The sequence below is a fragment of the Pseudomonas sp. HLS-6 TE3448 genome, from assembly GCF_053629555.1.
This window is the reverse complement of sequence record NZ_JBRJIO010000001.1, coordinates 2,282,121-2,302,622: the sequence shown is the minus strand read 5'-3', so window position 1 is coordinate 2,302,622 and position 20,502 is coordinate 2,282,121. Positions and strand designations below refer to the sequence as shown.

Genomic DNA, 20,502 nt, shown 5'->3' with positions numbered 1-20,502 from the left:
GCAAACCTCCCACAGGCTGCTCGGCTTTTGTTGCAGGCTTGTCTGCGATGGCGTCGGTGGGGTGCCCGCGAGTTCGCGGCGTCTGCATCGCGGGCAAGCCCGGCTCCCACAGCTGGCGGGCTCTGTTGGAGCTGGCTTGTCTGCGATGGCGTCGGTGGGGTGACCATGAGTTCGCGGCGTCTGTATCGCGGGCAAGCCCGGCTCCCACAGCTGGCGCGGGCTCTGTTGGAGCTGGCTTGCCTGCGATAGCCTCGGCGCGGTGCCAGTGAGTTCGCGGCGTCTGCATCGCGGGCAAGCCCGGCTCCTACAGGCTGCATTTTCTGTTGGAGCAGGCTTGCCTGCGATGGCCTCGGCGCGGTGACAGTGAGTTCGCGGCGTCTGCATCGCGGGCAGGCCCGGCTCCCACAGCTGGCGCGGGCTCTGTTGGAGCTGGCTTGCCTGCGATGGCGTCGGTGGGGTGACCGTGAGTTCGCGGCGTCGGCATCGCGGGCAAGCCCGGCTCCTACAGGTTGCATTTTCTGTTGGAGAGGCTTGCCTGCGATGGCGTCGGTGAGGTGTCAGTGCGTTCGCGGCGCCTGCATCGCGGGCAAGCCCGGCTCCTACAGGTTGCATTTTCGTTGGAGCAGGTCTTGCCTGCGATGGCGTCGGTGGGGTGACCGTGAGTTCGCGGCGGCTGCATCGCGGGCAAGCCCGGCTCCTACAGGCTGCATTCTGTTGGAGCTGGCTTGCCTGCGATGGCGTCGGTGGGGTGACCATGAGTTCGCGGCGGCTGCATCGCGGGCAAGCCCGGCTCCTACAGGCTGCGCGGGCTCTGTTGGAGCAGGTCTTGCCTGCGATGACGCTTACTGCAACTCGAAGACGTCGGCGTCCAGGTTCGCCGGGAAACGCGTACGGTAGGCTGCCAGGTCGGCTGCGCTCAATACGACGGTAAACACACCATCCGCCTCTCCTGCACTGAGCAGGCTCTCACCCTGGAAATCCAGCACCTGGCTGTCGCCCGTGTAGGCAAAGCCTTTGCCGTCTGTACCCACCCGGTTTACCGCGGCCACATAACAGAGGTTCTCGATACCGCGAGCCGGCAACAACCGGTTCCAGTGCTGACGCCGTGCTGCCGGCCAGTTGGCGGTATAGAGCAGCAGGTCGGTGTCCTGAGGGTCACGGCTCCAGACCGGGAAACGCAGGTCATAGCAAATCAGTGGGCGCACCCGCCAGCCGTTGATCTCGAACTGCACCTGGCGCTCGCCGGGGGTGTAGTGCTTGTGCTCACCGGCCATACGGAACAGGTGACGCTTGTCATAGTGCAGGATTTCGCCGTCCGGGCGTGCCCAGAGCAGCCGATTACGATGGCTGCCGTCCGCGGCCTGGATGATCACACTGCCGGTGATCACCGCGTTGAGCTTCTTCGCCTGGCTTTTGAGCCATTTGTACGTCGGGCCATTCTCAGGCTCTGCGAGGCGCTCGGAGTCCATGGAAAACCCGGTCGTGAACATCTCCGGCAGCACAATCAAATCGCTGCCACGGGCCTGTTCCATCAGGGTTTCAAAATGTTCATAGTTGGCCAACCGGTCCTGCCACGCCAATGTGGTCTGGACCAGGGCAACGCTCAGGTTAGGCAGTGAGCTCAGATCGCGCATAGTTTCTCCGCTGCTTGACGCAGCGTCTCCTCGCGTTTGGCAAAACACAGGCGCACCAGGCGCTGTTCGGGAATAGGTTGCTGGTAGAACACCGATACCGGGATGGTCGCCACGCCGTGTTCACGCGTCAACCACACGGACATCTCGAGGTCGTTCAGATCAGGGCGGATCTGCGAATAGTCCACCAGCTGGAAATAGGTACCCGCCGCGCGGCTGAAGGTGAAGCGCGAGGGCGTCAGCAGGTCGCAGAACAAATCACGCTTGGCCTGGTAGAAGGCTGGCAATTCTTCGACATGCTCCGGGTGCGCAGCCATGAAGTCGGCCAGCGCCCATTGCAGCGGGGTCACGCCGCAGAAGTTCACGTACTGGTGAACCTTGCGCAATTCCACACTCAAGGCCGGCGGCGCAACCACATAACCGGTTTTCCAACCCGTAACGTGATACGTCTTGCCGAACGAGCTGACCACAAAAGCGCGCTGATACAGGGCCTCATGGGCCAGAACACTGGCGTGGCTTACGCCGTCGAACACCAGGTGTTCATAGACTTCGTCGCTGATCAGGTAGATATCGCGCTCGGCAATCAACGCCGCCAACTGGTCCAGCTCGGCACGGCTGATCAGCGCCCCACTCGGGTTGTGTGGCGAGTTCAGAATGATCATCCGCGTACGCGGGCTGAGCGCATCGCTGAATTTCTGCCAGTCGATGGAGAAATCGTTGGGGTTCAACTGCACATGCACACAGCGGCCACCGGCCAACGCCACCGACGGCTCATAGCTGTCGTAGCACGGGTCGAAAACGATCACTTCGTCACCCGCGCGAATCACCGCATGGATGGCACAGAAAATAGCTTCCGTCGCACCGGGAGTAATGGTCACTTCAGCATCGGCATCAACCGTTACGCCATAACTGCGGGCGATCTTGGCTGCAACCTGCTCACGCAAGGCGGGCAAGCCGGTCATCGGCGAATACTGATTGTGCCCGGCAGCAATATGGCGGCCTACCGCATCGAGCAGTTCTTGCGGGCCATTGAAGTCGGGAAACCCTTGGGACAGGTTCAGGGCGCCGGTTTGCGCGGCGAGCTGGGACATGGTGGTAAAGATGGTCGTGCCGACGTTCGGCAACTTGCTGCTGATCATGTAACCCTCTTTCTACACAGAACATCCGGCTCGAGGCGGCACGGGAGGTAAGCCCCCGAGCATAGCGGATTGAACGGTCAGGAAAAAGGTTAGGTGATCCTAATCGCCGGCACAGCCGGCGATTAGGCCTGAAAGCTTACTTGCGCTTGTCTTTGCGCTTCTTCTCGGCTTTCTTGTGGTGCGACATCAAACGACGCTTCTTGTTGACCTGGCGGTCGGTCAGCGTGTTCTTGTTGCCTTCGTACGGGTTGTCGCTGCCCTTGTACTCGATGCGGATCGGCGTACCGACCAGCTTCAGTACCCGGCGATAGGTGTTTTCAAGGTAGCGCGAATACGACTTCGGTACCTTTTCGACCTGGTTGCCGTGGATCACGATCAGCGGCGGGTTGGCGCCACCAAGGTGGGCATAACGCAGTTTGATCCGGCGACCATTGACCATCGGCGGCTGGTGCTCGCTGACCGCGTCCTCGAGGATCTGGGTCAGGCGGCTGGTCGGCCAACGGGTCACCGCAGACTTGAACGAGGCCTGTACCGATTGATACAGGTTGCCCACGCCAGTGCCGTGCAGCGCCGAAATGAAGTGAATGTCGGCGAAGTCGACGAAGAACAGCCGACGTTCCAGCTCGGTCTTCACGTAGTCGCGTTCGCTAGGCTGCATGCCGTCCCATTTGTTCAGGGCGATCACCAGCGCACGGCCCGCTTCAAGGGCGAAGCCCAGCAGGTTCAGGTCATGGTCAACCACGCCTTCGCGGGCGTCCATGACGAAGATCACCACGTTGGCGTCCTTGATCGCCTGCAGGGTCTTCACCACCGAGAACTTTTCAACTTCCTCGTGGATCTTGCCGCGCTTGCGCACCCCGGCCGTGTCGATCAGGGTGTATTTCTCTTCATTACGCTCGAACGGAATGTAGATACTGTCGCGGGTGGTGCCGGGTTGGTCATAGACGATCACCCGCTCTTCGCCGAGCATACGGTTGACCAGCGTCGACTTGCCGACGTTTGGACGACCGATGATGGCGATCTTGATACCGTCCTTCTCGCTCGGACCAGGAATGCGCACGGCCTCCTCGCCCTCGGCGACGTTAAGGTCGACTTCTTCCTCGTCCTTGTCGCGCGGGAACTCACCCAGCACGGTTTCCAGCAGGCCATTGATACCACGGCCCTGGGAACCGGCCACAGGCAAGGCATTGCCCATGCCCAGTGGCGAGAATTCGGCGATAGCCATCTGCGGATCGATGTTGTCGATCTTGTTGGCTACCAGGTACGAGCGCTTGTTGCGCTTGCGCAGGTGCTCGGAAATCATCTGGTCGGCGGCGGTCAGGCCCGCACGGGCATCCACCAGGAACAGGACTACATCGGCTTCTTCAATGGCCAGCAGCGACTGCTCGGCCATTTTTTCGTCCATGCCCTGCTCGTCACCAGAAATACCACCGGTGTCGACCAGAATGTAAGAACGCCCTTGCCAGCGCGCCTCACCATACTGGCGGTCGCGGGTCAGACCGGACAGGTCGCCGACGATGGCGTCGCGGGTCTTGGTCAGGCGGTTGAACATGGTGGATTTACCGACGTTCGGCCGGCCCACCAAGGCGATTACGGGAACCATGCGGCTCTCCACTGCGTAAATTCAAAAAATACAAAGGCCGCTGCACAGCAGCGGCCGGAGTTCGGACGGCACCAAAGTGCCGCAACCCGAGGCCCTTGCAGGCCTCAAGCATAGACTCAGCGAATGGTCAGCGCTTCCAGCTTGCCGCTGTTGCCATACACATAAATCGTGTCACCCACCACCAGCGGACGCGCGCGCAGGCCGTCACTGTCGATGCGCTCACGGCCAACGAAACGACCATCGACCTGGCTCAGCAAGTGCAGGTAACCCTCAAGGTCACCGACTGCCACATAGCTGGAGAACACCTCAGGGGCCGACAACTGGCGACGTGCCAGCGAATCGTTGCTCCACAGTGCGGTGGACGAACGCTCATCAATACCTTCGACCGTGCCTGTTGCTCCGCTCACGTAGACGTTACCGAAACCTTGAGCGACACCTGCCGAACTGGAAGCATCACGCTGCCAGAGCACACGACCGCTTTCCAGTTCCAGGCCGGCAACACGACCCTGGTAGCTAGCAACGTAGATCACACCACCCGACAGCAGCAAGCCACCATCGATGTCCACGACACGGTCCAGCTCGGAACGGCCTTGCGGGATGGCTACGCGCTGTTCCCAGACCGGTACACCGTTCTGGGTATCAAGGGCGATGACCTTGCCGGTCGACAGCCCGGCAACCGCCAGACGGTTGGTCACGATCGGCGCGCCTGTGCCACGCAGGGTCAGTACGGCCGGGGTGCTTTCATAGATCCAGCGGCGGTCGCCCGTGCTGGCATCCAGACCGATCACGCGGTCGTCCTGAGTCTGAACGACAACCACGTCACCATTGGTGGCAGGCGGTGCCAGCACTTCGCTGGTAACGCGCGAGCGCCACTTTTCTTCACCGGTGCTGGCATCCAGGGCAATGACGTCACCCTTGAGGGTACCGACCATGACCAGGCCATAGCCAACACCGACGGCGCCGGAAACCGGCAGTTCCAGCTTCTTCTTCCAGATCACGTCGCCGTTCAGACGATCAAGGCCCATGACCAGGCCGTTGACGTCCGCAGCATAGATACGGTCGTTCTCGATAGCCGGAACGAGCATATTGAAGGTTTCGCCCTGACCGTCACCGATCGAACGACTCCATTGCTTTTTCAGCACCACTTCTTCGGTGAACGAAGTCAGCTCGGCCGGCGGCAGTTCCTTTTTACTGTTGCTGCTGCAACCCACGGCCAGAAGAGCCAAGGCCAGCACTGCGGCAGGTTTCCATGCGATCACGTCAGGCATCCCCTTTGGCCAGGTCGTCAAGCTTGAGTTGCAGGCCACCGATGGCGGCATCGTCAGAGAGCGCCGCCTTGGCCTTCTCATAAGCGCTATGGGCGTCAGCACTGCGGCCCAGTTGCACCAGCAGGTCGCCCTTGAGCTCTTCGCGGCTGGCCAGGAAGGCTTTGTCGGCATCACCATCAAGCAGTTTCAGGGCCTCGTCAGCCTTGTTCTGCGCAGCCAGCACGCGGGCCAGACGCTGGCGGGCAATCTCGCCCAGCGTGGCGTCGGCCGGCTTGTCCATAACGCTCTTCAGCTCAGCGGCTGCGTCATCCAGCTTGCCGCTTTCAACCGCAACCTTGGCCACGAACAGGCTGGCGTACTGCGCATAGGCAGAACCGCCGAACTCGCTCTTGAGCTTGCCGGACAGTTCGGCAACCTTGGCGGTATCAGGCTGACCGCTCGGCGTGAGGGTCGTTTCCAGCAAGGCCTGGTAGAGGTTGGAGGCGCCTTGCGACTGATTGCCCTGGTACTTTTGCCAGGCCTGCCAGCCGAATACCACCACCAGCGCCAGCAGGCCACCGGTTACCAGTGGCTTGCCGTTACGCTGCCACCAGTCCTTGAATGCCACCAGCTGTTCATCATCGGTACTCGACACCCCAATACTCCTTTTCACCAAATCGGCTGTTGACCCGCTTCACGCCTGCGCGAGGGAAGCTTCCAGGTGCTCGGCCAGAGCATCCCAGGCAATGTTTTGTTGTTCGCCCTGACCACGCAGGGGTTTGAAACCTACCACTTGTTGCGCCAGTTCGTCGTCCCCCAGGATCAAGGCGAACAGCGCTGCGCTCTTGTCGGCCTTCTTGAACTGGCTCTTGAAGCTGCCACCACCGGCGTTCACCTGCAGACGCAAGCCCGGCAGACGATCACGCAGCTTCTCGCTCAGGGTCAGGCCAGCCAGCTCGGCCTGCTCGCCGAACGCACACAGGTAGACATCGACCTGACGGTTGATCGACTCGGGGATCTGCTCCAGGGTTTCCAGCAGCAGGATCAAGCGTTCGATACCCATGGCGAAACCAACGCCCGGGGTCGGCTTGCCGCCCATCTGCTCGACCAGACCGTCGTAACGGCCACCCGCGCACACGGTCCCCTGGGAACCGAGCTTGTCGGTGACCCACTCGAACACGGTCTTGCTGTAGTAGTCCAGGCCGCGTACCAGCTTGGTATTGATGACGTAAGGAATGCCAGCGGCATCCAGGCGCGCCTTCAGGCCTTCGAAGTGCACGCGAGACTCTTCGTCCAGGTATTCCTCAAGCTTCGGCGCACCGACCAGTACCGCCTGGGTGTTCGGGTCCTTGCTGTCGAGGATGCGAAGCGGGTTGCTTTTCAGGCGACGCTGGCTGTCTTCGTCCAGTTCGCTCAGGCGTGCCGAGAGGAACTCGACCAGGGCATCGCGATAGCGCGCACGGGCTTCGCTGGTGCCCAGGCTGTTCAGCTCAAGCTTGACCGCGTCGCGAATGCCCAGCAGGCCCCACAGGCGCCAGGTCAGGACGATCAGCTCAGCGTCGATGTCCGGACCGTCGAGGTTGAAGACCTCGACACCGATCTGGTGGAACTGACGGTAGCGGCCTTTCTGCGGACGCTCGTGACGGAACATCTGGCCGATGTACCACAGTTTCTGTACCTGGCCGCCACCGCTGATGCCGTGCTCCAGCACCGCGCGAACGCAGGCGGCCGTGCCTTCAGGGCGTAGGGTCAGCGAGTCGCCGTTACGGTCGGCGAAGGTGTACATCTCTTTCTCGACGATGTCGGTCACTTCACCAATCGAGCGCTTGAACAGCTCGGTGAACTCGACAATCGGCGTACGAATCTGACGATAGCCGTAGGTGTCGAGCAGGCCGGCCACGGTGCTCTCGAAGTAGCGCCATAGCGGGGTCTGCTCGGGCAGAATGTCGTTCATGCCACGGATGGCTTGCAGCGATTTGCTCACGGGAAATCCTTAGCGATACGGTGTCAGCCGCGGGCGATCAGCGCCGCGTCGGCCTCGGCCTTCTCGGCCGCTTTCTGACGGATCAGCTTTTCCAGCTCATCAACCAGGTTGTCATTGGTCAGTTTCTGTGACGGCTTGCCATCGATGTAGATCAGGTTCGGCGTACCACCGGTCAGCCCGACATGGGCTTCCTTGGCTTCACCGGGGCCATTGACCACACAGCCGATGACCGCAACATCCAGCGGTACCAGCAAGTCTTCCAGGCGCCCTTCCAGCTCGTTCATGGTCTTGACCACATCGAAATTCTGCCGCGAGCAGCTCGGGCAGGCGATGAAGTTGATACCACGCGAACGCAGGTGCAGCGACTTGAGGATGTCGTAACCGACCTTCACTTCTTCGACCGGATCGGCCGCCAGCGAGATGCGGATAGTATCGCCAATCCCTTCGGCAAGCAGCATGCCCAGGCCAACCGCCGATTTTACCGTCCCCGAACGCAGGCCACCGGCTTCGGTGATACCCAGGTGCAACGGCTGGATGATCTGCTTGGCGAGCAAACGGTAGGCTTCGACGGCCATGAACACATCGGACGCCTTCACGCTGACCTTGAAGTCCTGGAAGTCCAGGCGATCGAGGTGCTCGACATGGCGCAGGGCCGACTCAACCAGCGCAGCCGGGGTCGGTTCACCGTACTTTTTCTGCAGGTCCTTTTCCAGCGAACCGGCGTTGACGCCAATGCGGATCGGGATACCACGGTCACGTGCCGCATCGACCACCGCACGCACACGGTCTTCACGACCGATGTTGCCCGGGTTGATACGCAGGCAGTCGACACCCAGTTCGGCCACGCGCAAGGCAATGCGGTAGTCGAAGTGAATGTCTGCCACCAAGGGCACGCTGACCTGTTGTTTGATCTTGCCAAACGCTTCGGCAGCGTCCATGTCCGGTACCGAGACACGCACGATATCGACACCGGCATCGACCAGCCGGTTGATCTGCGCCACGGTGGCGGCGACATCGTTGGTATCGGTGTTGGTCATGCTCTGGACGGCAATGGGTGCATCGCCGCCGACAGGTACATTACCTACCCAGATTTTCCGGGATTCGCGCCGTTTGATCGGAGATTCGCCGTGCATGACTTATTGTCCCAACTTCAGGCGAGCGGTCTCGCCACTGGTGAACGGCGCAAGGTCGACTGGCTGACCGTTATAGCTCAGTTGCACGCCCTTGGCGTAGCCGAAGCGCACCGCAAACGGTGGCTTGCCGCTGACGTCCAGGCTGTCGCCCTTGCGCTTGATGGCACTGAACAGCACCTTGCCGTTGCCGTCGATAACTGACGTCCAGCAATCGGCATTGAATTGAACATGCACCTTGCCACTGCCTGCAACCGCAGGCTCTGCGGCCGCGACGACAGCAGCCGGGGCCACGACTGGGGCCGGGGCCGGAACGACGGGCTTGGCCGGCGCAACAGGTACCACAGGCACAGCCGGAGCGGCTGGCGCTGCCGGCTCGACCGCTGCAACGGCGGGTTTGGCAGGCGTCACAGCCACTGGTGCGGCTGGGGCCAAGGCCGGTGCCGGTGCTGGCTCAGTCACAGGTGCAGGGGCTTGCGCGTCTGGCTGGGCCTGTTCAAGGCTCAAATCAGTGCTTTGCGGTTGTTGCGATGCATCGACGGCCTGATCTTCCGGCTCGTCCAGCGGATGAATTTGCGTCGTGCCGTCGGCGCTCTCGACCTCGACATGCTCCATGGCAATGGTGGCCAGGTCCTTGCCATGCCGACGGGTTTGATCCTGCCACCAGAAATAACCACCGCCGACCACCGCCAGCAGCAGCACGAGGCTCACACCACGCAAAATGTTATGCGACAGCCGCACAGGCTCTTCAATACGGCCCAAGGCATGCACATCGCTGCCCTGGGCATGGGTGCCAGTGCACTGGTCAAAGGCCTGGACCAACGCTGCCTGATCCATGTCGAGCAACTTGGCGTAGGCACGGATATAACCACGGGCAAAGGTATGCCCAGGCAGCTTGTCGAAGGCGCCGGCTTCAAGATTGCTCAGGGAACTCACGGTCAAGTTGAGCTTGTGGGCCACTTCGGCCTGCGACCAGCCCCTGTTTTCACGGGCCTGACGCAAAATCTCACCGGGATTCTCGCGAGTCGCTGCTACTGCTTCGGGATGCGCCGCTTTCATCATTGCTCCGACAGGTATTGCTGATATTCCGGCGTACCGGGATAAAGTCGTTGTAATTGCAGGCCCAGCTCGGCGGCCTTGTTCGATTCTTCAAACACCGTTGCCAGGCGACTGCCCAGCAGCAGGCTGCGGGCATTGGGGTCGCTCAGTTGGCTGAAACGATCGTAGAAGTCTCGGGCCGGCACATAATGCCTGTCTTCGTAAGACAACTCAGCCATTTCCAACAACGCATGGGGTTGATGACGGTTGAGCCGTAAAGCCTTTTCCAGGTATTCCCGCGCCTGCTCGCGCTGATCAAGCTTCAAGGCCGTTAGCCCCAGGCTTTCGAACACCCGCGAACGTTCAGGATACAGGGTATCGGCAGCCGCGCGACGAAACATCTGCTCGGCATCGGTGTAGCGGCCTTGAGCATAAAGGAAGCTGCCGAAATTGTTACGAATTCGGGTGTTGTCCGGGGCCTGCGCCAGCGCCTTGCGAAAGTGCTGCTCTGCCAGCGCGGCTTCACCTTCAGCCTGGAACACCAGGGCCAGGGCGGCATGCGCATCAGCATCGTCAGCATTGAGCTCAAGGGCCTTTTTCAACGGCCACTTGGCGCGCTCGGTCAACCCCTGCTTCAAGTACCCCAGACCCAACTGAACATACGCCTGAACGGCCTCGACCCGCGCCTTGCTGCTGACCGGCGTACCAGGCTCACCGGTCGACGCACAGCCTGCCAACAGAGCGACCAGCAGGATCGGCAGCGCAGCGCGTGGGGTCATGGAGATCCTCTCTTCAGTTCTGCACGGCCGTGTTCGGCGCATCACCATCAGCGTTCAACTGACGAACGGCGATGTAACGCTCACTACGACGGGTGCGATCCATGACCTGACCGACCAACTGACCACATGCCGCGTCGATGTCTTCACCACGGGTGGTGCGCACCGTCACGTTGTAGCCGGCATGATGCAGGTGGTCCTGGAAACGGCGGATAGCGTTGTTGCTAGGCCGCTCGTAACCGGAATGCGGGAACGGGTTGAACGGAATCAGGTTGATCTTGCACGGAACGTTTTTCAGCAGCTCGGCCATTTCCACGGCATGTTCGAGCTTGTCGTTAACGTCCTTGAGCAGGGTGTACTCGATGGTCAGTACGCGCTTTTCGCCCAGCTCGGACATGTAGCGCATGCACGAGTCGAGCACCACGCTGAGCGGGTACTTCTTGTTGATCGGCACCAGTTCGTTGCGCAGCGCATCGTTCGGCGCGTGCAACGAAAGTGCCAGGGAGACGTCGATGTGCTTGGCCAACTCATCGATCATCGGTACCACGCCGGAGGTGGACAGGGTCACCCGGCGCTTGGAAATGCCATAGCCGAGGTCGTCCATCATCAAATGCATGGCCGCGACGACGTTGTCGAAGTTCAGCAGCGGCTCGCCCATGCCCATCATCACCACGTTGGTGATGGCACGGTCGATCTTGGCCGGCACAGTGCCGAACGACTTGTTGGCAATCCACACCTGGCCGATGACTTCGGCGGCGGTGAGGTTGCTGTTGAAACCTTGCTTGCCGGTGGAGCAGAAACTGCAGTCCAGGGCGCAACCGGCCTGGGACGAGACACACAGCGTGCCACGCTTGCCCTGGGGGATGTATACGGTCTCGACGCAGCTACCGGACGCCACGCGCACGACCCACTTGCGGGTACCGTCGCTGGAGATGTCCTCGCTGACCACTTCCGGACCGCGAACCTCGGCACAGGCCTTGAGCTTTTCGCGCAAGGCCTTGCCGACGTTGGTCATGGCGTCGAAATCATCAACGCCAAAGTGGTGAATCCACTTCATGACCTGACCGGCACGGAAGCGCTTCTCCCCGATTGAGTCGAAGAATTTTTCCATTTCCGGCTGGGTTAGACCCAACAGGTTGATTTTGCCAGTCGATGTCATCATGGATTCACCCTCACTCGTCAGCCTTCGCTTAGCGAGTGGTTACTTCAGTAGCTGCGAAGAAGTAAGCGATTTCGCGAGCAGCAGCGGCTTCGGAGTCCGAACCGTGTACGGCGTTGGCGTCGATGGACTCAGCGAAGTCAGCGCGGATGGTACCGGCAGCAGCTTCTTTCGGGTTGGTAGCGCCCATCAGCTCACGGTTCAGAGCGATGGCGTTTTCGCCTTCCAGAACCTGGACAACAACTGGACCGGAGGTCATGAAGGCAACCAGGTCGCCAAAGAAGCCACGAGCGCTGTGCTCAGCGTAGAAGCCTTCAGCTTCGGCTTTGGACAGTTGCTTCATTTTCGAAGCGACGACGCGCAGGCCGGCTTTTTCGAAACGAGTGGTGATCTCGCCGATGACGTTCTTGGCAACTGCGTCAGGCTTGATGATCGAGAAAGTACGTTGAACAGCCATGGAAAACTCCAGAAACAGTAAGTGAAGCGAAAAATTAAACCCGCGAATTATACGCGGGTTCTTAGGGATTGCCTAACCTGCCGAGCGTACTCAGTCGGCTTCGTCGATCCAGGCGGCCTGGATCGCTTCCAGAACCTTCTCGCCGCCGCGCTGTGGATCGTCGCTGAACTCCGGCAAAGCCAGAACCCACTGATGCAGATCGACGAAGTTCACATAACGAGGATCGACTTCCGGCTTGCTTTCGGCAAGCTGGATTGCAATTTCAAGTACATCAACCCATTTCAGACTCATGATGGCTCCTTGAATCAGTGCGGCGCTTCGGCGGCCAGGTTGATCGTGTACTTCGGAATCTCGATGGTCAGGTCTTCCTCACCCACGAGTACCTGACAGGCCAGACGCGACTGGCGCTCCAGGCCCCAGGCCTTATCGAGCATGTCTTCTTCGAGCTCGTCAGCTTCCTCGAGCGAATCGAAACCTTCACGCACAATGCAATGGCAAGTGGTGCAGGCGCACACGCCGCCACATGCGCTTTCCATCTCGATATGGTGCTCGTGGGCCAACTCCAGGATATTAGTACCCGGCTCCACCTCCACCACAAGACCGTCCGGACAGAACTTCTCGTGGGGCAGAAAAATCACCTGCGGCATCAGTTATTCCTCGATCTCATTCAGGTTGCGCCCGGCCAACGCGGCTTTTACCGTCGAATCAAGGCGGCGGGCTGCAAAAGCATCGGTCACCTGCGACAGACGCTTGGTCTGCTGCTCGATGGCCGCGCCATCGGTGCCGTTCATCAATTCACGCAACTCGTGCATCTGATGCTCGATCGCCAGACGCTCTTCGGCGTTGAGCAAACGGTCACCATCGACATCCAGGGCGCCTTGCACCGCCTCGATCAGGCGCTGAGCATCGACCTGGTGCTCGCGCAACTGACGGGCGGTCTTGTCGAAGCCGGCGTGCTCGAAGGAGTCCTTGAGCATGCGGGCGATCTCACCGTCGGTCAGACCGTAGGACGGCTTGACCTGAATGCTGGCCTCGACACCCGAACCCAGTTCACGGGCCGCCACGCTGAGCAGGCCATCGGCGTCGACCTGGAAGGTCACACGGATTTTTGCGGCACCGGCGACCATGGCAGGGATGCCACGCAGTTCGAAACGCGCCAGGGAACGGCAGTCGCTGATCAGCTCGCGCTCGCCCTGCAGCACATGAATCATCATGGCTGTCTGGCCGTCTTTGTAGGTGGTGAACTCCTGAGCGCGCGCCACCGGGATCGTGGTGTTGCGCGGAATCACCTTTTCCATCAGGCCGCCCATGGTCTCAAGGCCCAAGGACAGCGGGATCACGTCAAGCAGCAGCAACTCGCCGCCGTCGCGACGATTGCCGGCCAGGGTATCCGCCTGAATGGCAGCGCCAATGGCCACGACCTGATCCGGGTCGATTTCGGTCAGTGGCGTACGCCCAAACAGTGCGCCGACCGCCTCGCGCACACGCGGTACGCGGGTCGAGCCGCCAACCATTACCACGGCGCCGACTTCGTCCAGCTCAATGCCGCTGTCGCGCACGGCACGACGGCAAGCCTTGAGGCTGCGTGCGACCATCGGTTCAATCAGCGCATCAAACGCTGCGCGGGTCAGCTCAGCCTGCCATTGGCCGTAAGCCACCGGCACGCTGTCGGCCGTGGTCAGTGCTTCCTTGGCGGCACACGCCGTTTGCAGCAATTGGCGCTGCGCGCCCGGATCGAGGTCAGCCGACAGGCCGGCCTGCTCAACGATCCAGCTGGCAATGGCGTGATCGAAATCGTCGCCGCCCAGGGCACTGTCGCCGCCGGTAGCCAGCACTTCAAACACACCACCGGTCAGGCGCAGGATGGAAATATCGAAGGTACCGCCACCCAGGTCATAGATGGCCACCAGGCCTTCGGCATTCTGGTCCAGGCCATAGGCCACCGCAGCCGCGGTTGGCTCGTTGAGCAGGCGCAAGACATTCAGGCCCGCCAGCTTGGCGGCGTCCTTGGTGGCCTGGCGCTGAGCGTCGTCGAAATACGCTGGCACGGTGATCACCGCACCCACCAGTTCACCCCCGAGGGTGTCTTCAGCACGCTGGCGCAGCACCCGCAGGATCTCGGCCGAAACCTCTACAGGGCTTTTCGCACCCTGCACGGTATCGATGAACGGCATGTGCGACTCACCGCCGACAAAGCGGTAAGGCAGTTGATCACCCAACTGTTTGACATCCGCCAGGCCACGCCCCATCAGGCGCTTGACCGACAATACGGTATTGAGCGGGTCACTGGAGGCAGCCGCCTTGGCCGAATGCCCGACCTCGACGCGGTCAGCGTGGTAACGCACCGCAGACGGCAGGATAACCCGACCTTCGGAATCGGCCAGTGGTTCGGAAAGACCGCTGCGCAGCGCAGCGACCAGCGAATTGGTGGTGCCAAGGTCGATGCCCACCGCCAGACGACGCTGGTGGGGCTGAGGGCTCTGACCGGGTTCAGCGATCTGCAGTAGGGCCATGCTTATTCGGGTACCAGAGGGGCCGCCAGGGCGGCACCGGGTTAATCGTCGAGGCGCTCTTCCAACTGGCGCACTTCGTAGGCGAGCTTGTCGAGGAACTGCATGCGGCGCATCAGGCGCTCGGCCTGCTCACGCTGCGCAGCCACATCCCAGCAAGCGGCGAAGTCCTCATTAAGGGCCTCCTGAGCAACTTTCAAGCGGTGCTTGAAGGCTGCCACGCCCTCGAGGTCGGCACTGTCCTGCAGGTCTTCGAGCTCCTCGCGCCACTGCATCTGCTGCAGCAGGAACTGAGGGTCGTGGACGGTGACTTCCTGCGGCACTTCATGGCCGCCGATCGCCAGCAGGTAACGGGCACGGCGCGGCGCGCTCTTGAGCGTCTGGTAGGCTTCGTTGAGGCCAGCCGAACGTTCCAGCGCCAAGCGCTGCTCGCGCTCGGAAGCATCGGCGAAGCGGTCCGGATGGACCTCGCGGGCCAGTTCGCGATAACGCGTGGCCAACTTGTCGAGGTCCAGGCGGAAGCCAGGTTGCAGGTCAAACAGGGCGAAATGACAAGGAGTACCCACAATCTGCCTCAAACGTTGAAGCTTTCGCCGCAGCCACACTCACCGCGCACGTTGGGGTTGTTGAACTTGAAGCCTTCGTTCAACCCTTCCTTGACGAAATCGAGCTCGGTACCGTCAAGGTAAACCAGGCTTTTCGGGTCGATGATCACCTTCACGCCATAGCTTTCGAAGACCTTGTCCTCACTGCCCTGCTCGTCGACGAACTCCAGCACGTAGGCCAGACCGGAGCAGCCGGTGGTACGTACGCCCAGGCGAATACCTTCACCCTTGCCACGTCCTTCGAGGGAGCGCCGCACATGGTTGGCGGCGGCTTCTGTCATGCTGATAGCCATCGGAACTCCTTAACCTGCAACAAGCGACTTAGAGCAAGCCTTTCTTCTGCTTGTAATCACGAACGGCCGCCTTGATGGCGTCTTCGGCGAGTACCGAGCAGTGGATTTTAACCGGCGGCAGCGCCAGTTCTTCAGCCAGCTGAGTGTTCTTGATGGTTTCAGCCTCGTCCAGCGTCTTGCCCTTCATCCACTCAGTGGCCAGGGAGCTGGAAGCGATAGCCGAACCGCAGCCATAGGTCTTGAACTTGGCGTCTTCGATAACACCCTGCTCGTTGACCTTGATCTGCAGGCGCATGACGTCGCCGCACGCAGGTGCGCCAACCATGCCGGTACCGACATCCGGGTCCTCGGCATTCATTTTGCCGACGTTACGCGGGTTTTCGTAATGGTCGATGACCTTTTCACTGTATGCCATGGTGCAATTCCTTCCTCATCAGAGAGCCGCTCTTGCTGGCGACTACTTAGTGCGCAGCCCACTCGATCTTGGAGATGTCGACGCCGTCTTTGTACATGTCCCACAGCGGCGACAATTCGCGCAGCTTGGTGACTGCCTCGCACACTTTCTGCGCGGCGTAGTCGATTTCTTCTTCAGTGCTGAAGCGACCGAAGGTGAAACGGATAGAACTGTGTGCCAGCTCGTCGTTGCGGCCCAGGGCGCGCAGCACGTAGGACGGCTCCAGCGAGGCCGAGGTGCAGGCCGAACCGGACGAAACGGCCAGGTCCTTGAGCGCCATGATCAGCGACTCGCCTTCGACGTAGTTGAAGCTCAGGTTCAGGTTGTGCGGTACGCGGGCGGTCATGCTGCCGTTGACGTACAGTTCTTCCAGGCCTTCGACCTGCTTGAAGAAGCGCTCGCTCAGGGCCTTGATACGCTGGTTTTCGCTGGCCATTTCCTGCTTGGCGATGGCAAAGGCTTCACCCATGCCGACGATCTGGTGGGTGGCCAGGGTGCCGGAACGCATGCCACGCTCGTGACCGCCACCGTGCATGGTGGCTTCAAGGCGTACGCGAGGCTTGCGGCTGACGTACAGCGCGCCGATACCTTTGGGACCGTAGGTCTTGTGGGCCGAGAAGGACATCAGGTCGACCTTCAGCTTCTGCAGATCGATTTCAACCTTGCCAGTGGACTGGGCCGCGTCGACATGGAACAGCACGCCACGGGAGCGGGTCAGCTCACCGATGACGGCGATGTCGTTGATGGTGCCGATTTCGTTGTTCACGTGCATGACCGAAACCAGGATGGTGTCGTCACGCAGTGCCGCTTCAACCATGGCCGGGGTAATCAGGCCGTCTTCACCGGGCTCGATATAGGTGACTTCAAAACCTTCACGCTCCAGTTGGCGCATGGTGTCCAGGACCGCCTTGTGCTCGATCTTGGAGGTGATGAGGTGCTTGCCCTTGGTCGAATAGAAGTGCGCGACACCCTTGATTGCCAGGTTGTCGGACTCGGTGGCACCGCTGGTCCAGACAATTTCCCGCGGATCGGCATTGACCAGGTCAGCAACCTGGCGACGAGCATTTTCGACCGACTCTTCGGCTTTCCAGCCAAAAACATGGGAGCGCGAGGCCGGGTTACCGAAGTTTCCGTCGACCAGCAGGCACTCGCTCATTTTCTGCGCGACGCGTGGGTCGACCGGCGTGGTCGCGGAGTAATCGAGGTAGATCGGCAACTTCATTGAATATCTCCTATCAGGCGGTCGCGTCGCGCGTCGAAACGGTCATTCGACGGCGGACGTCTCAATCTTGTCCAGCTGCGGTGCCCGGCCTGCGATTCGACGCAAGTCCTGACGCTGGGCGACTTCTTGTACCTCACTGCGAGTGACAAGGTCAGCCAGGCTGATACCGCTGAGGAATTCGTGAATCTGCTGGCTGAGATCGCACCACAAGTGGTGAGTCAGGCAGGTATCGCCGGCGTGGCAATCACCCAGGCCCTGGCAGCGCGTAGCATCGACCGATTCATTGACCGCATCGATAACTTGCGCGACTTGAATGCTTCCCATGTCTCGCGACAGCTGATAGCCACCGCCCGGACCGCGCACACTGGAAACCAGACTGCTACGACGCAGCTTGGCAAACAGCTGCTCCAGATAAGAAAGGGAAATGCCTTGGCGCTCGGAAATGTCGGCCAGGGACACCGGCCCATGCTGCGCGTGCAATGCCAGGTCGAGCATGGCGGTCACGGCGTATCGGCCTTTTGTAGTCAGTCGCATGGCTAGTAGGTACCACGGAGTTACGGGATGTGAGCGAGTATGCTATTCCCGAGCGTTTAAGTCAACTATAAGACCTAGTGCTTTAGTCGGGATTGAGCCTGAACGGCGGCGGAATAATAGCAAAGTCAGGGCGTGAGCACACGCCCCTTCTGTCAATGCGTCGCGGCGTCGCTACGCGGCTCGGCCTTGACCTCGGCAAAGTCCTCGTCGCGCAAGGCAGGCAGCTCCTTGGCACAGTAGTCACTGCCCAGGTTTTTCAAGGCACCGCACATGTCCTCCAGGCGCCCATCCACCGCATGCAGGTGATCAAGCAACTGACCAATGGCGCGCGCGACCGGGTCTGGCATGTCTTCGCTGACGCCATAGGCATCAAACATGGCCTTGCGCTTGGCCTCCTGCTCGGCATCGGTCTTGACGATGATGCGCCCCGGAATACCTACCGCCGTGGCACCGGCCGGCACGGCCTTGGTCACCACGGCATTGGAGCCGATCTTGGCCCCGGCACCCACCGTGAACGGGCCGAGCACCTTGGCACCAGCACCCACGACCACGCCATCTTCCAGCGTGGGGTGGCGCTTACCCTTGTTCCAGCTGGTACCGCCAAGCGTCACGCCCTGGTACAGGGTGACATCGTTGCCGATCTCGGCCGTCTCGCCAATCACGATACCCATACCGTGATCGATGAAGAAACGCCGCCCCACCTTGGCACCCGGGTGAATTTCGATGCCAGTCAGCCAACGGCCGAAGTTCGACACCAACCGCGCCAGCCACTTCCACTCCCGCACCCACAGGGCATGCGCTGCACGGTGCAGCCAGATTGCGTGCATACCCGGGTAGCAGGTCAGCACCTCAAAGGCATTGCGCGCCGCCGGATCACGGTGGAAAACGCTCTGGATATCTTCACGCAGACGCTCGAACATCTATTGATCCTTCCGCTTATGCGGCTCGCCACGGGCCACTTTCTGGGTTTCCGTGAGGATGCCGCGCAAAATACTCATTTCCGAACGATTCACCGAACTACGCCCATACAGTCGGCGCAAGCGCGACATCAGGTGCTTGGGCTTCTCCGGGTCGAGAAAACCGATCTCGACCAGGGTCTTTTCCAAATGCTCGTAGAACAGCTCCATCTCATCCATGGTCGCCAGCTCGCCACTGCGCACCGACGCCACTTCGACTTTCTCGACTTTCGACGGCCGCCCCTCGACGGCCAGCCATGCCATGCGCACCTCATAGGCGAGCACCTGCACGGCGGCCCCAAGGTTCAGCGAACTGAAGTCGGGGTTGGACGGGATATGCACGTGATAATGACATCGCTGCAGCTCGTCGTTGGTCAGGCCGGAGTGCTCACGCCCGAACACCAGGGCGACTTCAGCACCCTGCCCGGCATCCTCGACCACCTTCGCGCCACACTCACGCGGGTCGAGCATCGGCCAGGGAATGCGCCGATCACGAGCGCTGGTGCCGATCACCAACGTACAACCGACCAGCGCCTCTTCAAGCGTGGCCACCACCTGGGCACCCGCCAGCACGTCATCGGCACCCGATGCACGGGCACTGGCTTCGTGGGAGGGGAAATGGAGCGGATCGACCAGTACCAGACGCGACAAGCCCATGTTCTTCATGGCACGCGCAGCCCCACCGATATTGCCGGGGTGGCTGGTATTGACCAGGACAACACGAATATTTTGCAGCACGGCAAGGGCTCACAGACACGGTAAAGGGGGAGCAAATCTTACAGAACCGACCGACGTTACGCTACGAAAGCAAATGTCACCCTTCTTCACAGAAAGTTTTCTGATAGAATGTCCGGCTTTCTTTAACGACCCAGGTGAAACGTCCATGCAGCCCATGCTGAATATCGCGCTGCGCGCCGCCCGCAGCGCCAGTGAACTGATTTTCCGCTCCATCGAGCGCCTGGATACCATCAAGGTTGATGAGAAGGACGCCAAGGACTACGTGTCCGAGGTCGACCGCGCCGCCGAGCAAACCATCATCGCGGCCCTGCGCAAGGCTTACCCTACCCACGCCATCTACGGCGAAGAAACCGGCCTGCACGCCGGCAGCGGCGAAGGTGAAGACTACCTGTGGATCATTGACCCACTGGACGGCACCACCAACTTCCTGCGTGGCGTACCGCACTTCGCTGTCAGCATCGCCTGCAAGTACCGCGGCCGCCTGGAACACGCCGTAGTTCTGGACCCTGTCCGCCAGGAAGAATTCACCGCCAGCCGTGGCCGTGGCGCCCAACTGAACGGTCGCCGCCTGCGCGTCAGCTCCCGCACCAGCCTGGAAGGCGCACTGCTGGGCACCGGCTTCCCGTTCCGTGACAACCAGATGGACAACCTGGACAACTACCTGGGCATGTTCCGCTCCCTGGTTGGCCAGACCGCAGGCATCCGCCGCGCTGGCGCCGCCAGCCTCGACCTGGCCTATGTGGCCGCCGGTCGTTTCGATGCGTTCTGGGAGTCGGGCCTGTCTGAATGGGACATGGCTGCAGGCACCCTGCTGATTCAAGAAGCGGGCGGCCTGGTGAGCGACTTCACCGGCGGTCACGACTTCCTGGAAAAAGGCCACATCGTTGCCGGCAACATCAAGTGCTTCAAGGCAGTACTGACGGCCATCCAGCCGCACCTGCCGGCTTCGCTGAAACGCTGAGTTCCAGCCAAGCAACAAGGCTAATGACAAAGCCCCTGACCGAAAGGCCAGGGGCTTTTTATTTG

22 protein-coding genes are annotated in these 20,502 nt (G+C 60.9%); 1 reads left to right on the top strand and 21 read right to left on the bottom strand.

Annotated features, from left to right (window positions below):
• Positions 1-842 precede the first annotated feature (842 nt).
• The 21 genes from AB7M23_RS10635 to trmJ all read right to left on the bottom strand — a co-directional run bounded on the left by AB7M23_RS10635 (position 843) and on the right by trmJ (position 19,476).
• Positions 843-1,634 (bottom strand): amidohydrolase, encoded by a 792-nt coding sequence (locus AB7M23_RS10635; protein WP_065761960.1) that lies wholly within the window; start codon positions 1,632-1,634, stop codon positions 843-845.
• Positions 1,622-2,770 carry a pyridoxal phosphate-dependent aminotransferase gene (locus AB7M23_RS10630; RefSeq protein WP_454240800.1) on the bottom strand — a complete coding sequence of 383 codons (1,149 nt, stop codon included), beginning with the start codon at positions 2,768-2,770 and terminating at the stop codon, positions 1,622-1,624. Before AB7M23_RS10630 ends, AB7M23_RS10635 begins: the two co-directional genes overlap by 13 nt.
• A gap of 136 nt (positions 2,771-2,906) precedes the next feature.
• Entirely contained in the window at positions 2,907-4,373 is a 1,467-nt protein-coding gene (gene der / locus AB7M23_RS10625) for a ribosome biogenesis GTPase Der (protein ID WP_099773612.1), read from the bottom strand.
• Between the two features lie 116 nt (positions 4,374-4,489).
• Positions 4,490-5,641: an outer membrane protein assembly factor BamB gene (bamB, locus tag AB7M23_RS10620; RefSeq protein ID WP_454240799.1), complete on the bottom strand. Its 1,152-nt coding sequence runs from the start codon at positions 5,639-5,641 to the stop codon at positions 4,490-4,492.
• Positions 5,634-6,275, bottom strand: coding sequence for a YfgM family protein (locus AB7M23_RS10615; protein WP_454240798.1), 642 nt, complete (start codon positions 6,273-6,275; stop codon positions 5,634-5,636). The genes bamB and AB7M23_RS10615 overlap by 8 nt, the downstream gene beginning before the upstream one ends.
• 39 nt (positions 6,276-6,314) lie before the next feature.
• Positions 6,315-7,604, bottom strand: coding sequence for a histidine--tRNA ligase (hisS, locus tag AB7M23_RS10610; RefSeq protein WP_065761363.1), 1,290 nt, complete (start codon positions 7,602-7,604; stop codon positions 6,315-6,317).
• Between the two features lie 23 nt (positions 7,605-7,627).
• Complete coding sequence (ispG, locus tag AB7M23_RS10605) at positions 7,628-8,737, bottom strand: flavodoxin-dependent (E)-4-hydroxy-3-methylbut-2-enyl-diphosphate synthase (RefSeq protein ID WP_065761362.1); 1,110 nt, start codon at positions 8,735-8,737, stop codon at positions 7,628-7,630.
• A 3-nt stretch (positions 8,738-8,740) separates the two neighbouring features.
• Positions 8,741-9,793 (bottom strand): RodZ domain-containing protein, encoded by a 1,053-nt coding sequence (locus AB7M23_RS10600; protein ID WP_454240797.1) that lies wholly within the window; start codon positions 9,791-9,793, stop codon positions 8,741-8,743.
• The gene (gene pilW / locus AB7M23_RS10595; RefSeq protein ID WP_099773610.1) at positions 9,793-10,551 is read right to left on the bottom strand and encodes a type IV pilus biogenesis/stability protein PilW; all 759 of its coding nucleotides are present in this window, start codon (positions 10,549-10,551) and stop codon (positions 9,793-9,795) included. Before pilW ends, AB7M23_RS10600 begins: the two co-directional genes overlap by 1 nt.
• Positions 10,552-10,564: 13 nt before the next feature.
• Positions 10,565-11,710, bottom strand: coding sequence for a 23S rRNA (adenine(2503)-C(2))-methyltransferase RlmN (gene rlmN, locus AB7M23_RS10590; RefSeq protein ID WP_454240796.1), 1,146 nt, complete (start codon positions 11,708-11,710; stop codon positions 10,565-10,567).
• Positions 11,711-11,738: 28 nt separating this feature from the next.
• Positions 11,739-12,164 (bottom strand): nucleoside-diphosphate kinase, encoded by a 426-nt coding sequence (ndk, locus tag AB7M23_RS10585; RefSeq protein ID WP_065761358.1) that lies wholly within the window; start codon positions 12,162-12,164, stop codon positions 11,739-11,741.
• Positions 12,165-12,254: 90 nt separating this feature from the next.
• Complete coding sequence (gene iscX / locus AB7M23_RS10580; RefSeq protein WP_065761357.1) at positions 12,255-12,455, bottom strand: Fe-S cluster assembly protein IscX; 201 nt, start codon at positions 12,453-12,455, stop codon at positions 12,255-12,257.
• Positions 12,456-12,469: 14 nt separating this feature from the next.
• On the bottom strand, positions 12,470-12,811 hold the full coding sequence (gene fdx / locus AB7M23_RS10575; RefSeq protein WP_454240795.1) for an ISC system 2Fe-2S type ferredoxin: 342 nt from the start codon (positions 12,809-12,811) through the stop codon (positions 12,470-12,472).
• A gap of 3 nt (positions 12,812-12,814) precedes the next feature.
• Positions 12,815-14,677 carry a Fe-S protein assembly chaperone HscA gene (hscA, locus tag AB7M23_RS10570; RefSeq protein ID WP_454240794.1) on the bottom strand — a complete coding sequence of 621 codons (1,863 nt, stop codon included), beginning with the start codon at positions 14,675-14,677 and terminating at the stop codon, positions 12,815-12,817.
• Positions 14,678-14,718: 41 nt separating this feature from the next.
• Complete coding sequence (gene hscB, locus AB7M23_RS10565; RefSeq protein WP_454240793.1) at positions 14,719-15,240, bottom strand: co-chaperone HscB; 522 nt, start codon at positions 15,238-15,240, stop codon at positions 14,719-14,721.
• A gap of 8 nt (positions 15,241-15,248) precedes the next feature.
• The gene (gene iscA, locus AB7M23_RS10560) at positions 15,249-15,572 is read right to left on the bottom strand and encodes an iron-sulfur cluster assembly protein IscA (protein ID WP_454240792.1); all 324 of its coding nucleotides are present in this window, start codon (positions 15,570-15,572) and stop codon (positions 15,249-15,251) included.
• Positions 15,573-15,600: 28 nt separating this feature from the next.
• Entirely contained in the window at positions 15,601-15,987 is a 387-nt protein-coding gene (iscU, locus tag AB7M23_RS10555; protein WP_002552476.1) for a Fe-S cluster assembly scaffold IscU, read from the bottom strand.
• Positions 15,988-16,033: 46 nt separating this feature from the next.
• Entirely contained in the window at positions 16,034-17,248 is a 1,215-nt protein-coding gene (locus tag AB7M23_RS10550; protein ID WP_454240791.1) for an IscS subfamily cysteine desulfurase, read from the bottom strand.
• A gap of 42 nt (positions 17,249-17,290) precedes the next feature.
• Complete coding sequence (gene iscR / locus AB7M23_RS10545) at positions 17,291-17,782, bottom strand: Fe-S cluster assembly transcriptional regulator IscR (RefSeq protein WP_454240790.1); 492 nt, start codon at positions 17,780-17,782, stop codon at positions 17,291-17,293.
• Positions 17,783-17,934: 152 nt separating this feature from the next.
• Entirely contained in the window at positions 17,935-18,702 is a 768-nt protein-coding gene (gene cysE, locus AB7M23_RS10540; protein WP_065761350.1) for a serine O-acetyltransferase, read from the bottom strand.
• Positions 18,703-19,476, bottom strand: coding sequence for a tRNA (cytosine(32)/uridine(32)-2'-O)-methyltransferase TrmJ (gene trmJ, locus AB7M23_RS10535; protein ID WP_454240789.1), 774 nt, complete (start codon positions 19,474-19,476; stop codon positions 18,703-18,705).
• Between the two features lie 145 nt (positions 19,477-19,621).
• Here trmJ and suhB point away from each other — a divergent pair, with 145 nt between their 5' ends.
• Positions 19,622-20,437, top strand: coding sequence for a type III secretion system regulator SuhB (suhB, locus tag AB7M23_RS10530; protein ID WP_065761348.1), 816 nt, complete (start codon positions 19,622-19,624; stop codon positions 20,435-20,437).
• Positions 20,438-20,502 lie beyond the last annotated feature (65 nt).